Source organism: Gilliamella sp. B3783 (assembly GCF_026536125.1).
Classification (GTDB): Bacteria; Pseudomonadota; Gammaproteobacteria; order Enterobacterales; family Orbaceae; genus Gilliamella.
The window spans coordinates 355,576-371,629 of record NZ_JAFNOU010000001.1; the positions used below are offsets into that span (position 1 = coordinate 355,576).

12 protein-coding genes are annotated in these 16,054 nt (G+C 35.0%); 8 read left to right on the forward strand and 4 right to left on the reverse strand.

The genetic code is table 11. The features are described from left to right. Positions 1-552 precede the first annotated feature (552 nt). Positions 553-2,235, forward strand: a complete 1,683-nt coding sequence (locus J3U59_RS01855; RefSeq protein WP_267332894.1) for an autotransporter assembly complex protein TamA — start codon at positions 553-555, stop codon at positions 2,233-2,235. 1 nt (position 2,236) lies between these two features. After that, a complete protein-coding gene (locus tag J3U59_RS01860) occupies positions 2,237-6,040 on the forward strand; it encodes a translocation/assembly module TamB domain-containing protein (RefSeq protein WP_267332565.1) in 3,804 nt (1,267 codons plus the stop codon). A 156-nt stretch (positions 6,041-6,196) separates the two neighbouring features. Here the strand turns inward: J3U59_RS01860 and J3U59_RS01865 are convergent, their stop codons facing one another. Further along, positions 6,197-7,135 carry a hypothetical protein gene (locus J3U59_RS01865; protein WP_267332564.1) on the reverse strand — a complete coding sequence of 313 codons (939 nt, stop codon included), beginning with the start codon at positions 7,133-7,135 and terminating at the stop codon, positions 6,197-6,199. Positions 7,136-7,336: 201 nt separating this feature from the next. Beyond that, positions 7,337-8,041 (reverse strand): tRNA (5-methylaminomethyl-2-thiouridine)(34)-methyltransferase MnmD, encoded by a 705-nt coding sequence (mnmD, locus tag J3U59_RS01870; RefSeq protein WP_267332563.1) that lies wholly within the window; start codon positions 8,039-8,041, stop codon positions 7,337-7,339. Between the two features lie 90 nt (positions 8,042-8,131). Here mnmD and J3U59_RS01875 point away from each other — a divergent pair, with 90 nt between their 5' ends. The 6 genes from J3U59_RS01875 to J3U59_RS01900 all read left to right on the forward strand — a co-directional run bounded on the left by J3U59_RS01875 (position 8,132) and on the right by J3U59_RS01900 (position 13,702). Continuing rightward, the gene (locus tag J3U59_RS01875) at positions 8,132-8,863 is read left to right on the forward strand and encodes a 1-acylglycerol-3-phosphate O-acyltransferase (protein ID WP_323849477.1); all 732 of its coding nucleotides are present in this window, start codon (positions 8,132-8,134) and stop codon (positions 8,861-8,863) included. Between the two features lie 3 nt (positions 8,864-8,866). Then, positions 8,867-9,646, forward strand: a complete 780-nt coding sequence (gene cmoM, locus J3U59_RS01880; protein WP_267332562.1) for a tRNA uridine 5-oxyacetic acid(34) methyltransferase CmoM — start codon at positions 8,867-8,869, stop codon at positions 9,644-9,646. Between the two features lie 862 nt (positions 9,647-10,508). Next, positions 10,509-11,435: an ADP-glyceromanno-heptose 6-epimerase gene (rfaD, locus tag J3U59_RS01885; RefSeq protein ID WP_267332561.1), complete on the forward strand. Its 927-nt coding sequence runs from the start codon at positions 10,509-10,511 to the stop codon at positions 11,433-11,435. A 10-nt stretch (positions 11,436-11,445) separates the two neighbouring features. Continuing rightward, entirely contained in the window at positions 11,446-12,489 is a 1,044-nt protein-coding gene (rfaF, locus tag J3U59_RS01890; protein WP_267332560.1) for an ADP-heptose--LPS heptosyltransferase RfaF, read from the forward strand. Between the two features lie 6 nt (positions 12,490-12,495). Continuing rightward, a complete protein-coding gene (rfaC, locus tag J3U59_RS01895) occupies positions 12,496-13,458 on the forward strand; it encodes a lipopolysaccharide heptosyltransferase RfaC (protein ID WP_267332559.1) in 963 nt (320 codons plus the stop codon). A 43-nt stretch (positions 13,459-13,501) separates the two neighbouring features. Beyond that, positions 13,502-13,702, forward strand: coding sequence for a YaeP family protein (locus J3U59_RS01900; RefSeq protein ID WP_065635099.1), 201 nt, complete (start codon positions 13,502-13,504; stop codon positions 13,700-13,702). Here the strand turns inward: J3U59_RS01900 and J3U59_RS01905 are convergent. Both J3U59_RS01905 and J3U59_RS01910 read right to left on the reverse strand, forming a co-directional pair. Then, entirely contained in the window at positions 13,695-15,098 is a 1,404-nt protein-coding gene (locus tag J3U59_RS01905; protein WP_065635100.1) for a heavy metal sensor histidine kinase, read from the reverse strand. The two genes, J3U59_RS01900 and J3U59_RS01905, sit on opposite strands and share 8 nt — an antisense overlap. After that, positions 15,085-15,771: a heavy metal response regulator transcription factor gene (locus tag J3U59_RS01910; RefSeq protein ID WP_065635101.1), complete on the reverse strand. Its 687-nt coding sequence runs from the start codon at positions 15,769-15,771 to the stop codon at positions 15,085-15,087. Before J3U59_RS01910 ends, J3U59_RS01905 begins: the two co-directional genes overlap by 14 nt. Positions 15,772-16,054: the final 283 nt, after the last annotated feature.

Consider the following 16,054-nt stretch of genomic DNA (forward strand, 5'->3'; position numbering starts at 1 on the left):
CACTGGAGATCAAATATTGCCGGTTATCAATTTCATCAAGTATCGATCAATTTTATTAAGATCATCACCTCACATCATTATTATTGGCAATTTAAAAAACCGATTTCTCTTTGCAACAGATAATAAGGCTTATACTAACAACCTTATTACATTTTATATTGAAAATATATCTTTTATCTCGACATTTTGTCATCTCAATAGCAAAACGCGAATGACCAGAAAAAAAGTCGTACTCTAACTTGATTTAAAGTAGGTCAAGTTGCTTAATTCACGCAATTACACGGCTGAGTTTTGCCATTTCAAATGCGAATAGATTATCAATGTAGTTAAACAACGCAACAATAGATAAATCACTACTAACCAGCAAAGCACTACTAGTCGATAATTTAATGCTTTTTTACTCAGCTTATCATAGACGATGATAAGCTTAATATGATAAATTTGTCATCCAAACGAATTCGAAAAATTAACCTAATATAGATAGTATTTAAAATAATCAATCTTATCGAGGTATACGTGTCACGATTTTCCCGTTCATTATGTCTAGTTTTGATGATAACCACAGCGTCTAGTTATGCTGATATGAAATTATCCATTAAAGGGTTATCAGGAGAACTGGCTGATAATGTCGATGCGCGTATTTCGTTAATTGAGTCCAATAAAATTAATAATACGCCCAATTTTAAACGTTATTTTGAAAGTGAAGTTCAAAAAGCGCTACGCGCTTTAGGTTACTACTCCCCTACTTTTGACTATGACGAACAAGATCCTAAAGTCTTAAAAGTAAAAATTACACCAGGTGAACCCGTCATTGTTGAACAACTCAATATTAATATCACGGGTGAAGGTCAACATGATGAGGATTTTAAAGCGTTACTTAACAATAATCTGCCCAAAATTGGCGATGTGCTCAATCATGGTATCTATGAGTCATTCAAAAAAGCATTACTCAATTTGTCGCTCGACAAGGGGTATTTTGATGCCAATATGACTAAACACCAATTAGCCGTCTCAAATTATGAACATCAAGCTTTTTGGAATATTGATTTTGATACGGGTCAACGTTACAAATTTGGTAAAGTTAATTTTCCCGATGCCAAAATTCGCAACGATTATCTAGCTAACATAGTGCCATTTAAAGAAGGTGATAGGTATACTGCCGAGCAATTATCGTTATTGAATCGGCGTTTAAGTTCAACTAACTGGTTCAATTCAGTTGTTGTGACCCCCGATTTTCCTCACTTAACAGCAAATAAAGAACTCCCGATCGTTGTCGCAACGTCACCTCGTAAAAAGAATAATATGGACTTAGGACTGGGTTATTCAACCGATAATGGCGTTCATGGAAAAATTGGCTGGAATAAGCCGTGGATAAATAGTCGTGGGCAAAGTTTTCAAAGCAATCTTTCGTTATCGTCACCAGAACAAACAATATCCATGAGTTATAAAATTCCCTTAAAAAAATCTCCATTAGAACAATATTACACGATCCAAGGTGGTTACAAAAAAATTGATAATAATGATACCTACTCGCGCTCTTATACCTTTGGGGTACTACGAAATTGGGATCATTTTGAGGGTTGGCAAACGGCTTTAGGTTTGAACATGTTGCGAGATAACTTTACCCAAGGTGATTCAAGTTATAAAACCTTTTTATACTATCCTTCTGTGAGTTTATCGCGAATTCGTAGTGATGGTAATTTATTAGCCATGTGGGGCGATTCACAACGGTATTCAGTTGAAGCGGCGGCAGATGCATTGGGTTCAGATATCAATTTAGTACGCTTTCAAGCGCAACAAACTTGGATCCGGTCATTGCAAAAAACACATCGATTTATTGCTCGAGGTAATTTTGGTATTATTCAAGCGAGTAATTTTGATAGAGTACCGCCATCGTTTAGATTCTTTGCTGGTGGTGATCGTAGTATTCGTGGCTATAGTTATCAATCTATTTCCCCTGAAGATAAAAAAGGCAAGTTAAAAGGCGCCTCAAAGTTGATCACCGGCTCAGGTGAATATCAATATAATGTAACAGGTGCATGGTGGGGAGCTGTATTTGTGGATACGGGTGAAGCAATCGATAAAGTTGATAAAGCAAAATTCTATACAGGTACAGGGGTTGGCGTAAGATGGGCATCTCCTGTTGGTCCGATAAAATTAGATTTAGCCACCCCATTAAATAGGAAAGATAAAGGCTCTATTCATCTCTATATTGGTCTAGGAAGTGAATTATAATATGGCAGAAAATTCTATTAATTCGAATCAATCTAAAGCCTCGCATAACCGACATAAATGGAAAAAGCGTAGTGTTGTCATATTGTCTATTTTTATCTTCTTGATAACATTTGTCATTGTCATGATTTACACCAGTTTAGGCGTAAAATTGACAATGTTTGCGCTAAATAAATTTTTGCCTGAATTAAAAATCGAACAGGTAGACGGCACTTTTCATAATTTACATATCAAAGGGCTTTCTCTTAATTTGACTGGTGTTAATGTGTCAGTTGATGATGCATCACTTGAACTTTCAGGTTCATGCCTGATTCAAACAGTAGTGTGTTTAAAACATTTTAATGCTGATGGAGTCAATGTTAATGTTAATACGCAAGAAATTGAAAGCTCACCTGATGAAGTGGTTGATAATACCTCGCGTTTTACAATAAAAACCCCCTTACCTATCAAATTACAATCCACTCAACTCAATAATGTCAAAGTGAGTGTTGATGATATGCAATTTGGTCTATCAAGCTTTAATGGTAAAGCAACGTGGGTCAATGAAAAAATTTATGTTTACCCTACTACTGCAATGGGACTTTATGCGATATTTGCTGATACACCTTCAACCCCGATGCCAGCGCAAAAAAATGAAACCAGTTTAGCTATTAATGAACAGATTAATCAATTATTTAATCAACCGCTAATAAGTTCATTACCTCAAGTTAGTATTCCTTTAGATATTAATGTAACGAGTTTATCTGGAAATGATTGGTTGTTACATATTGGAGGTGAAGATTATCACTTCAATCAGGTCACAATAAATACCGATATGGTAAACAATCACATTGTTGTAAAAAAAGTGGATACAGAGATTAAAACCCCTTATGCTAATGGTCACGCCTTAGTATCCGGTGAAATTACTCTCGGTAATGATTGGCCAATTGTTGCTTTAGTCAAAGCTGATACCGAGCAAAATCATTTTAATGGTCAATTTTCTGGAAAATTACTGGGTGAATTATACACTCACACTCGCTTAGATGGGCTAAACCAATTTGATCTTGATGGCCATATCAATTTTATCGAAAAATATTTACCGGTAATGACCAAACTTAATGGTAAACACATTCAATGGCCAATTGAAGGGACAGCCCAATATCAACTTAACGATTTTAATTTAACGCTGGGCGGTAACGTTCAGCAGTATGATTTAACAGCAAAAGGATCGGTAGCCGGCGAAAATATTCCCGCAACCACATTCGATGTGGCCGGTAAAGGTACAAATCAAGATGCAACTTTAGATCATAGCAGAATTAAATTACCGCAAGGCAACATAGACCTTGCTGGTCACATTAGTTGGCTAAAAGCGTTGCAATGGGATACTAATATTAAGCTTGATCATGTCGACATTACCAAAGAACTCCCTGATTATCCGATTCTATTAAATGGTCAACTTAAAACAAGTGGAAGCTTAGAAGGTGATAATTGGCAAGTGAATATTACCGATCTACAACTCAAAGGTAAAATAAAACAAGCTGATTTTGCAGCTAATGGTAATATGTTTGTTGATTCGAATCAGTCTTTATCGGCAAATAATCTCGCTATTATGTGGGGGAAAAATCAAATTAGTGTTGATGGTTCAACCCAAAAAGCGAATTTAAATGCCAAACTGAATTTAGCGTCGTTAGGATTACTGTTCGATGATATACAAGGGGCAATTGTTGGTAATATCAGAATGAATGGAACAAATGCAAATCCCATTGTTGACTCGAATTTGACTGTCACTGCATTAAGTTTAGGCAATATGTCCATTGCTAAGGCAAACTTAGCCGGAAAAATTCAATATCAAAATCAGTTAAGTGGTCAACTGAAACTAATTGGTGATAATATCCAATTAGCAAGCGAAACAATAAAAAAAGCCAATATCGAACTGACAGGTAACGAAAAGAAACATACATTAACGCTGGCGCTTGATGGACTTCCAGCATCGTTAAAGACAACCTTAACAGGTCAAATTGATAAAGATCATACTAAATGGACCGGAAATATTGCTAATGCACTGTTAAATTTAGATAATAATAACCACTGGCAGTTAACCAAACCGATATCATTATCTTATGATGTCACCAATCAGATCCCAACAATCGGGGCGCATTGTTGGCGTAATAATTATTCTAACCTATGTTTAGACAAACCATTATCAATATCAGCCAATAGCTCAAGCACAATTTCCCTTAAAGACATTGATTTGGCTAAATTACCGATACCCAATGAAGGGGATACTAAAATTACCGGAAGTTTAGATGGAAGAGTCGATATTAAGTTCAATGACAATAACAAAATTCCATCCATCAAAGCCAACATAAATAGTAATAAAGTTTATGTACAGCAAAATATAGGTAGTCAAACTTTACCCATCCCTTTTGATTTATTTAACATTAATGCTGAATTTAATGAACAACAAGCAAAATTAGATTGGCGTTTTAGTTTAAAGCAACTAGGTAAAGTAAGAGGTAATTTGATAATTGATGATCCAATTAATCAGAAAAAACTAGGTGGCCAATTAATTATTGATAATTTGGCATTAGCTATACTCAACCCATTATTGGATAAAAATGAATATGCTAAAGGCGCAATTAATGGTGCCGTAAAATTTTCCGGTTCGCTTATCGATCCGTCTTTAACGGGTGACATTAACCTAAAACAAAGTGAAATCAAATCTAATCAGCTACCTGTTGATATTAATTCCGCTATGGTAGATATAAAATTAAATGGTAAATCATCAACATTAAAAGGAATTTTAACGACACAAGCCGGTAATATCAATATTAATGGTCATGCTAGTTGGCTGAATTTAAATAAATGGCAAGCTGAAATCACTGTCAATGGCGCAGCAATGCAAGTCACAGTGCCACCAATGATTGTGATGAATGTTGTGCCTGATATTAAAATTAATGCCTCTCAAGATGAATTAACGTTATTAGGTAAAGTCAGTATTCCAAAAGGTAAAATTACCGTTGATTCACTGCCACCATCGAGCGTGGATGTATCGTCTGACGAGGTCATGCTGGATAAAAATCGTCATCAGATCGAGCCACAAAAATTTGGAATGAAAATCAATAGTCACCTAGATATCGAAATTGGTGATGATGTTACCGTTGATGCCTTTGGTCTAAATGCTTCATTAAAAGGTAATTTAATCGCTACTCAAACAAATAAAGGATTGGATTTGCACGGTGAAATTCATATTCCAAACGGTCGATTCCATGCTTATGGGCAAGATTTAATCATTCGAAAAGGTGTCATTACCTTTTCTGGACCAACCGACCACGCTATGCTTGATGTTGAAGCCATCCGTAATCCGGATTCAATGGACAATAATAAAATTACGGCTGGCATTCGTGTTACTGGCTCGTCAGAAGATCCGAAAATCGAAGTGTTTTCAGATCCGGCAATGTCACAGCAAGAAGCTTTGTCATACTTAGTGCGAGGTCAAGGGCTTGACAGTACTGATCAAAGTGACAACGATATGATGACAGCGCTATTAGTGGGGATTGGTACATCGAAAACAGGGAAATATATTGGTGATATAGGGAATGTTTTTGGCATCAAAAATTTGACTTTAGATACACAAGGGGCAGGTAATAGCTCTAAAGTAGTTGTAAGTGGCTATATTTTACCTAACTTACAGCTTAAATATGGTGTTGGTATTTTTGATTCGCTAGCTACTTTTACTTTACGTTATAGATTAATGCCAAGTCTCTACTTAGAGGCTACATCAGGACTTGCCCAAGCACTCGATCTTATTTATCAGTTCGAATTTTAGTATTAACTAATAAAAATAGTGTTAAGTTAATAATACTATTAATTAATAAGCGAAAGTCAGTGTTTATGAAAGCGTGGATTGATTGTATTTTACTGCAATGTTGCTATTGAATAAAAGCGAGCAGACCCCATGCTAAGCAGGGGGTCATTAAGGCGATTATTGTTCTAATTTTCCGTCTTCGAAAGGCGCATATCCAATACCTCTTTCGATGTAAGCATCTTTTACTTGACGGCATGGATAGGTTTGTCTAATTGTTTCTTCTAATTGAATTCCTTTTAAAAAATCTGAATTTTCAGCCTTAACTTGTTCTAGTTTATCGATGCAAGCATTATAAGTAGTCACAAATTCTGTATTGTTTTGAGTATAAAACTTAACAAGCTTGTTATGTTGATTTTGCCAAGCGTTATTCCAAGCAACTCTACACACCGCTAAAAGTTTTAAATCGTCAGCACAATAAATGGGCTCTTTAGCTTTAATTGTTTGCAGATCGTCGTTAGCTAATTCTTCAGTTGCTTTTTCTTGTAATGCTTCTTGCGCGATACTACAATTAGAAATAGTTCGTTTATCTAACTTACATAATGATGTCATTTTAGTTTTAAGTTGATCAAAGGATAATTGTTTTAACTCTTTTTTACCTTCATCAACTTTTTCTTTAAAAATAGTTTCCCATGCAACACATTTAGGATTACCGCTTGTACTTGAAAATAAAGCTTTTTTACATTCATCAATCTTTAAATACTCATCAATAACGTCAGTCCATGCCAAGCCATTAACTTGTTTTTGAATATCTGCCATTGCGGAATCAATGGCTTGTTTTTGCTCAGCTTCTTTACGCTGTTTCTCTTGTTCATCTTTTAATTGTTTGTCTTTCTTAATAGCACTTTCTGCCGCCAAACACTCTGGATTATTACTGACTTTTTCAGCAGCATTTTTATCTTTTGCCATAAAAGCTTTTTTAAAATCTTGGGTGCATTGTTCAAGTTTTTCGGTTGCTGCATCAATATTTTTTAGAAAATATTCTTCATTTTTTTCTTCACAACCAGCTAAAGCCATAGCGCCTATTAACGCCAGTGGTAATAGTTTAAAAGTTTTCATGTTTTCTCCTGTTCAACTTAAGTTGTACTTTCCTTATGTTATTAAAAAATAATCTATTGTTATATTTCAAGATATTATATCAATGAGTTTATAAATTTTAGTAAATTGTTGAATTATTGTTACCGTATTGACTTATCTTATTAATTACAAGATGATTGATAATAAATGATTATGACAATTTTATCTACTTAGCATAACTTATCATTTATAGCCAATTAGCATTTCTCGCTTTACCCCAAATCCTTTTTGCTTATTAACAACAAAGCCAGCACTCAGTAAATTACGGCGCACAAAACCCGCTGCGGTAAACGTTGCAAAACGTCCACCTGAGCGAGTTAGCTTATAGCAAGCCTTAAACAAAGATTCAGACCACATGTCGGGATTTTTAGCTGGTGAAAAACCATCAAAAAACCATGCATCAATTAAAATATGTTGTTTAGTTAAAAATGTTGCAAATTGTGCAACATCATCATAACAAACCGATAAATTGACATCTTGACTTAATAACGTGGATTGACTCAAATGCTCGCGCAATTTTTTTGCTAATGGCGCTAATGGATGATCTTTTGCAATGACACTATTGTGTATTTTTTTCATTTCATCCATCGATAATGGATATTTTTCGACACTAAAAAATTGCAATTTTTTTAGTGGGTGATCGGGGTTGTGCTTTTTGAATTGTAAAAAATGATACCATAAAACTAAAAAACTCAGTCCTGAACCAAAACCGGTTTCACCGACAATAAATGTGTGATGATTGTGTTGTAAAAATCGCAAATTAAGCTCATTGCCTTCAATAAATACATATGTTGTTTCAGCAACCGCACCATCAGTATTGAAATATACATCATCAAAATAACCAGAAATTGCTGTATTATTGTCCCAAATAATTGTCGATTTTTGCATAAATACCCTTAATGTGTGAAACAGACAAGCTAACTGTATATTAACCTAGATTAAGTATATAATACGCGCATTAAACTTATGAGGTAAATTATGGTTTTTCTTTTTCGCTTAATTAGTGTAATAGTTATAGGGATTATTGTTTGTGTCTTAGGCATAGTTTTTTGTTTATTTAATCCACGTAATCCAAAAAATATTGCTCGATTTGCTCATCTTTTTAGCTTCTTTTTTAAACCAATCTTAGGGCTAAAAATTGATACACGTAAATATCCTGATATCGAAAAAATAGGTAGTTGCGTCTATATCGCCAACCACCAAAATAATTTTGATATGATTGTTGCTGCCGATATTTTTCAACCTAAAACAGTTACAGTTGGTAAAAAGAGTCTTGCTTGGATTCCTTTTTTTGGTCAGCTCTATTATCTCACCGGTAATATTCTAATTGATCGCAATAATAAAACTAAAGCGCATGATACGATTGCATTAGTTGTTGATGAAATAAAAAAACAAGGCATCTCAATTTGGATGTTTCCTGAAGGTACCCGTAGTCAAGGTCGTGGCTTACTGCCATTTAAAACCGGTGCATTTAAAGCTGCGATTGCCGCCGGTGTGCCAATTGTGCCTATTTGTGTTTCTGATACCAATTCGATTAAATTAAATCGTTTAAACAACGGCCATATGATTGTTGAGATGCTCGCACCGATCGAAACGAAAAACCTACGAAAAGAGGATGCTCGCACTTTAATGGAACAGTGCCACCAATTAATGAGTGACAAAATCGAACAAATCAATATGCAAGCCAAGCAACAAGATAATCAAAAATAATTTATGACTAAACAAGACCGTAACTTTGATGATATCAGCGATAAGTTTGCACAAAACATTTATGGCACAACAAAAGGAAAAATTCGTGAAGCGATTGTTTGGCAAGAGCTAGTTAAAATCTTAACATGTTACCCTGCCAATCAATCATTAAGAATTCTTGATGCCGGTGGTGGACAAGGGCAAATTGCTTGTCGATTAGCCCAAATGGGACATCAAGTCACGCTTTGTGATATTTCTAGGCACATGTTAGCTTTAGCCAAACAAAAAGCCCAAACTGAAAACCTAGCTATGAGTTTCATCCATTGCTCAATTCAACAGCTCAGTAATTATGTTCATGAACAATTTGATCTCGTCATTTGTCATGCTGTTTTAGAATGGGTGGCAGAGCCTGTTGAGGTCATCGCATCTTTAAAAAAATACTTAAAACCTGAGGGTTATCTATCTTTGATGTTCTATAACCTTGATGCATTACTATTTAAAACTGTCACTCTAGGCAATTTTGGCTACACCCAATCAGGTCTTCGTAAACGTAAAAAAAAGACGCTTTCACCCGATTATCCAAGAAAACCTCATGATGTCTACACTTGGTTAACTCACCTTGGCTTTGTTATTACCAATAAAACAGGAATCCGAGTTTTTCATGATTACTTAAACAATAAATCCAAAGCTGAAAGTCATTTTGATCAATTACTTGAGTTAGAAAAACAGTATTGCCAAACTGAACCTTATCTGAGTTTAGCTAGATACATTTTGATAAGTGCAAAATTAAACAATGACGATTGAGTGATAGATAAAATATAGCCTTCTATCAGGCTATATTCATCTTCTAAAATAAGTAGCATTATGCCTTTACAATTAATAAAGGTTCTGTCCGCACTGCCTAACAACAATTGGTATTGCTTTCGAAATTTCAATTTGTTCTTTTACTTTGACTCATCTAATCAGCAGTTAATTAGCCAACAAGCGTACTCTATAAATTTTACACAAACAATCAAGATTGCACGACAATTAGCCTTAATTAAAGGCTTTAGCAATGATAGTCAAAAAACTAAAAAATTTACGCAAAAACATTCTACTTGTTATCATTTTGGTGGCAACGTTGAACAAGTTTGGTTAACAACGCTTAAACAGTTGCTGAATCGACATTCATAAAAAATCGATATTAAAAATAATACAACGCTTTTATAGGCAGGCAATGTTTGCTTTGACAAAAGCTGGGATTAGCGCTGTAACAATTATTGATACAACAAATTCTTTTGTTGGTATTATTAATTATGATGTTATTTGAAAATGGCTCGACAGTTATCTCTGATTTACGCCATAAATACGTTTAAAGTGGCATATTAACTGACTGCATTATCAATAATAACCAATATACTAATGCCGTCATAGCACTGACAAAACACTATAGAACAAATCAAATTACCGCTTTGCTAGTACTTAATGATCAGCAAAACAAGTAGAAATACTTGATATTTCTAATATCGAGTATAAATTACCCCATTTAGTTAGTTAAGTGGTCAATTGTTCTGTACAATTTAGTTACTAATGCTCAATGATGACTTTAACTTAAATGATTACTCGAAAATTTTTGCATAAATCGGTATCATAAGTAGATTAAATAGATTAGTTAAGGAAAATGATTATGATCGTAGTAACGGGTGGCGCTGGGTTTATAGGAAGCAATATTGTTAAAGGATTAAATAATCAAGGATATCAAGATATTTTAGTTGTCGACGATTTAACCGATGGAACTAAATTCGCAAATTTAGTCGATTTAGATATTGCTGACTATATGGATAAAGATGAATTCATTTCAGCAATCATTGCGGGAGAACAGCTCAATATTGAAACCATCTTCCATCAAGGTGCTTGTTCATCAACAACAGAATGGGATGGCAAGTTTATGATGGAAAACAACTATGATTATTCGAAAGATTTGTTACATTACTGTTTAGATTTCAATATTCCTTTTTTATATGCATCATCTGCGGCAACTTATGGTGGACGTAGTGATAACTTTATTGAAGATCGCTGTTATGAAAAACCGTTAAACGTCTATGGATATTCTAAGTTTCTTTTTGATCAATATGTAAGAAAAATCCTACCTGATGCAACTTCACAAGTGTGTGGTTTTCGCTATTTTAATGTTTACGGACCACGCGAAAATCATAAAGGCAGTATGGCTAGCGTTGCCTTTCACTTGAACGAACAAATCCATAAAGGTGAAAAACCGAAATTATTTGCTGGCAGTGATAATTTTAAACGCGACTTTATTTATGTTGGCGATGTAGTTGATGTCAATTTATGGTTTTGGAAAAATAATATCTCTGGGATTTACAATTGTGGTACAGGCCGTGCCGAGTCATTCCAAGCTGTCGCAGATGCGGTATTAAGTTATCACAAAAAAGAGGAAATTGATTACATTCCATTTCCTGATCACCTAAAAGGACGTTATCAACGTTTTACACAAGCAGATTTAACTAAGTTTAGAAAAACGGGTTGTCCAATTGATTTTAAAACAGTAAGTGAAGGGACAACTGAATATATGCAATGGCTTAATGAGCAATAAAGGAAGTCAAATGAAAACGTTGATAATTGGCCCGTCTTGGGTGGGTGATATGATGATGTCACAAAGCCTATATCGAACTTTAAAACAACTTGATCCTAGCGTTGAAATCGATGTCATGGCACCCGCTTGGTGTCGAGCATTACTGAATAAAATGCCGGAAGTAAATCAATCGATTGCAATGCCTTTAGGTCATGGTGAATTTAATCTTATGCAACGTTATCATTTAGGTAAAGAGCTACGTAATAACAATTATGAACAAGCTTTTATTTTGCCTAATTCGCTTAAATCAGCATTAATTCCTTTTTTCGCCAAAATTCCTAAACGAACAGGTTGGAAAGGTGAAATGCGTTATGGATTATTAAATGACTTGCGCAAATTAGATAAACCAGCGTTTCCACAAATGGTCGAACGTTATGTTGCACTTGCTTATCCTAAACAACAAATTCATTCAGCACAAGATCTGCCTAAACCATTATTGTGGCCAAAATTAGAGGTTAGCCAAGAGGATATAACCAATACTTTAACCCTGTTCAATATTGCAAACGATGAACCTTTAATTGGTTTTTGTCCCGGCGCTGAATTTGGACCGGCTAAACGATGGCCCGATTACCATTATGCAGCACTAGCCGATATGATTGTAAGCCAACATGCTAAAATTTTAATATTTGGTTCGGCCAACGATCGGGAAGTTGGAAATCAAATTATGGCCAAAATGACGCATAGCGATCAATGTATTAATCTTGCTGGCGAAACACAGCTTGAGCAAGCAATTAATTTAATTGCAGGGTGTAAAGCAATCGTTACTAATGATTCTGGTTTAATGCATGTTGCTGCCGCATTAGATCGGCCTTTAGTGGCGCTTTATGGGCCAAGTAGTCCTGATTTTACGCCACCTTTATCCAACAGAGCAGAAATTATTCGATTAATCACCGGATATCACAAAGTACGTAAAGGCGATGGCGATCAAGGGTATCACCAAAGTTTGATCGATATAAAACCCGCTCAAGTGTTCGAAACGTTAATGAATCTCATCGTACGTTGTGAAAAAGAGTAACTAGCCATGCGTGTACTTGTTGTTAAAACCTCTTCGATGGGAGATGTGCTGCACACACTACCTGCACTAACTGATGCAGCAAATTGCTTAACTGATGTTACTTTTGACTGGGTGGTAGAAGAGAACTTTGCCCAAATTCCCAGTTGGCATTTTGCGGTAGATACAGTTATACCAGTGGCAATCCGACGTTGGCGCAAAAATTGGTTTGCAAAACCAATACGGCAAGAACGTCACGCTTTTATTGAACAACTTCAACAGAAGCAATATGATGCAATTATCGATGCACAAGGGCTAATTAAAAGTGCGTTTTTGATTACACGCAAGGCTAAAGGCATTAAACATGGCTTAGACCGTCAAAGCATCAAGGAGCCCATAGCGAGTTGGTTTTACGATATAAAGCACCACATACCCAAGCAAATGCATGCAATTGAACGTGTTAGAATGTTATTTGCCCAAAGCCTTAATTACCCTATTCCAACCCTCACTGGCGATTATGCTATTGCTCGCCACTTTCTAAGTACTTTACCGAGTGATGCAGGACAATACCTTATTTTTTTACATTCTACAACGCGGGATGAAAAACATTGGAGTGAGGAGCAATGGCGAGAATTAATCAAACAAATTGAGCCAACAGGTTTAAAAATTAAATTACCCTGGGGGGCACCACATGAACAACAACGAGCAATTCGCCTTGCGCAAGGTTTTAACCATGTTGAAGTGTTACCAAAACTCTCATTAAATGATATTGCGACCATTATTGCAGGTGCTAAAGCGGTTGTTTCGGTTGATACCGGATTGAGTCATCTAACAGCAGCATTAGATAGACCAAATATTACGCTATTTGGTCAAACTGATCCTAAGTTAATTGGTGGTTATGGCAAAAATCAATACAGTATTATTTCGCCAGAAAAAAGCATGAAAACAATCACTGCACAGCACGTTTACCAAAAATTGACTGATTTGTTATAAATGAGTCAATCCATCATTGCTTAACTAAAAAGGGATAAAATTAATGAATAATTATTGTGAATTAATTCGTGAAAAATATGCACAAATTGGCAGTAATGAACTTGGTTACATTGAAGATGCGCTAAGTGCTGTTATGCAAGCACTTGATGAAGTAGCCAGCAACCAACTGGTTCCCAAAGAGTTAAGAGATAAAGCGGCTTACGCAGCCGCAAATTTACTAATTAGCGACTTTAATGTCACATAGCAGTGGGTAAATTGATAATAAACCGTGTAGATTGTTCATCAGACTCGACATAAATAGAGCCTTTATGCGTTTCAATTATTGATTTTACAATTGCTAATCCAATACCCGCTCCAGAAGCATCATTTCCATTACGATGACGAGATTCATCTACACGATAAAACCGGTCAAAAAGATGAGGTAAATGCCGGCTATCAATTTTCTTACCTGGATTAGAAATGATGATCTTTACACGTTTATCGGTGACTTGACTTAAAACAATTCTGATAATTTGATTTTCAGGCGTATAACGAATAGCATTGGATAAAATATTACTTATTGCTCTAGCTAGCATCATTTTATCACCTTGAATATGTGCACAATTACCTTCCAGATTAAAAGCAATATTCTTTTCATCAGTAAGGGGTTCAAAATATTCACACATTAAGCTGAGCATATTATGTAAGTCAATATCGATTAAATTTGGCACTAATTGACGATTATCAGCCTGAGCTAAGAACAGCATATCCGATATCATTAATGACATTCTTTCATACTCTTCTAAGTTAGAATATAAAATTTCTCGGTATTCTTCAGTTGATCGAGCATTATTTAACACGATTTGAGTTTGCGTAGTTAAGTTAGTAATGGGTGTTCGCATTTCATGCGCAATATCAGCAGTAAAATTACGCTGACGAAGAAAAACATCTTCCATCCGACTAAGCATATTGTTAAATGCGCGTACAAGGCTGACGTATTTGATAGGAACAGTCGAGGTTGAAATTCGATAATTAAGGCTTTTCATATTAATACGCTCAATTTTCTTAATTAAGCGATTAATCGGCTTTTGAGTGTAATATATCGAAATGATTGATCCAATTAGCGCAAGCACACATGAGATTGCAATAAGTAAACCAAGCCCATTTCTTAATCGATTAATAAATTCTAATTGTAAATCACGACCAACAGCTACAATAGTCGTATATTGATTATGTGGTTCAACCATAACGCGTGAAGCGGCAATTCGATAAGATGATTTATCCATATTGGATATTGCTGTCGTATGCTCAGTGACTATCTTTTCAAATTCATCTGGTTTTAGAGCAAGCATTAAATTAGGACCACGTGTCCGATATAATATTTTACCAGAATCATCAATAATATAGACAAACAGATGATGATGACCTGTCAAAATTAATAATAAATTTTGAAAAAACTCATCACGATTATCATCAGGAGAATAATAAGTAAGCTCTCGTTCAATAGAAGAAATTACCGAATTCAATTCAGTGACATTTTGTTGAATCGAAAATTTTTCAAATGAACGTTCGATCAGATAACTAAAACAATAAAGTAACCCACATGTCAGTAAGCACACAATTAAGGGCAAACGAAATGAGATAATTTTAATCCGCTTCATCCAATACATCTAATTTATATCCCATTCCACGCACAGTATGTATTAATTTGGGTTCAAACCCAGCATCGATTTTATTTCGTAATCGCCTAATTGCCACATCTATCACGTTGGTGTCACTATCAAAATTCATATCCCACACTTGTGAAGCAATAAGCGATCGAGGTAAAACCTCGCCAGGATAACGTAAAAAATACTCCAGTAACAAAAATTCTTTATTAGTTAATTCGATTCTTTTATCCGCTCGCGTAACTGTGCGCTTAGGTAAGTCCATCACCAAATCAGCAATGGTAAGTTGATAATTGTTAACTTGGGGAACATTACGTCTTAATAATGATTTGACCCTCGCCAAAAGTTCAGCAAACGAAAATGGCTTAACTAAGTAATCATCAGCACCTAAATTAAGACCTTTAACTTTATCATCAACACTACCCATTGCGGTAAGCAAAATAATTTGTGTATCTTTGCCTGCCTCACGTAAAGATTGGACAATTTTCCAACCAACGATATCGGGTAACATCACATCAAGTATGATTAAGTCATAATCTTCGGTCATAGCACGATGATAACCATCTAAACCATTATCGGTTAAATCAACAATAAAACCAGATTCAATTAAACCTTGGCGTAAGTATTCGCCTGTTTTATGTTCATCTTCAACAACTAACAATTTCATTTTGAGTATTTCCTTTATTATTTTAGTTGATTATCGAAATTGCATAATGCTGTAATAGGATATATGAAAAAACCAAATGACATCATGACAAATTAATGACTATATTGTAATTTTAATGTCACTAATTAGTTTGTTTGTCTCTGTTATAGTATGCACACAATGATTCATGAGGCTAGACATTATTGTTTCATTGTTTTATTTCCTTTCATCCATTCCTTGCAATTTAATGCAGCCCTAGTTTATCTAGGGTTTTTTTTTATTAATAATAAAGAAAATAGCGTTC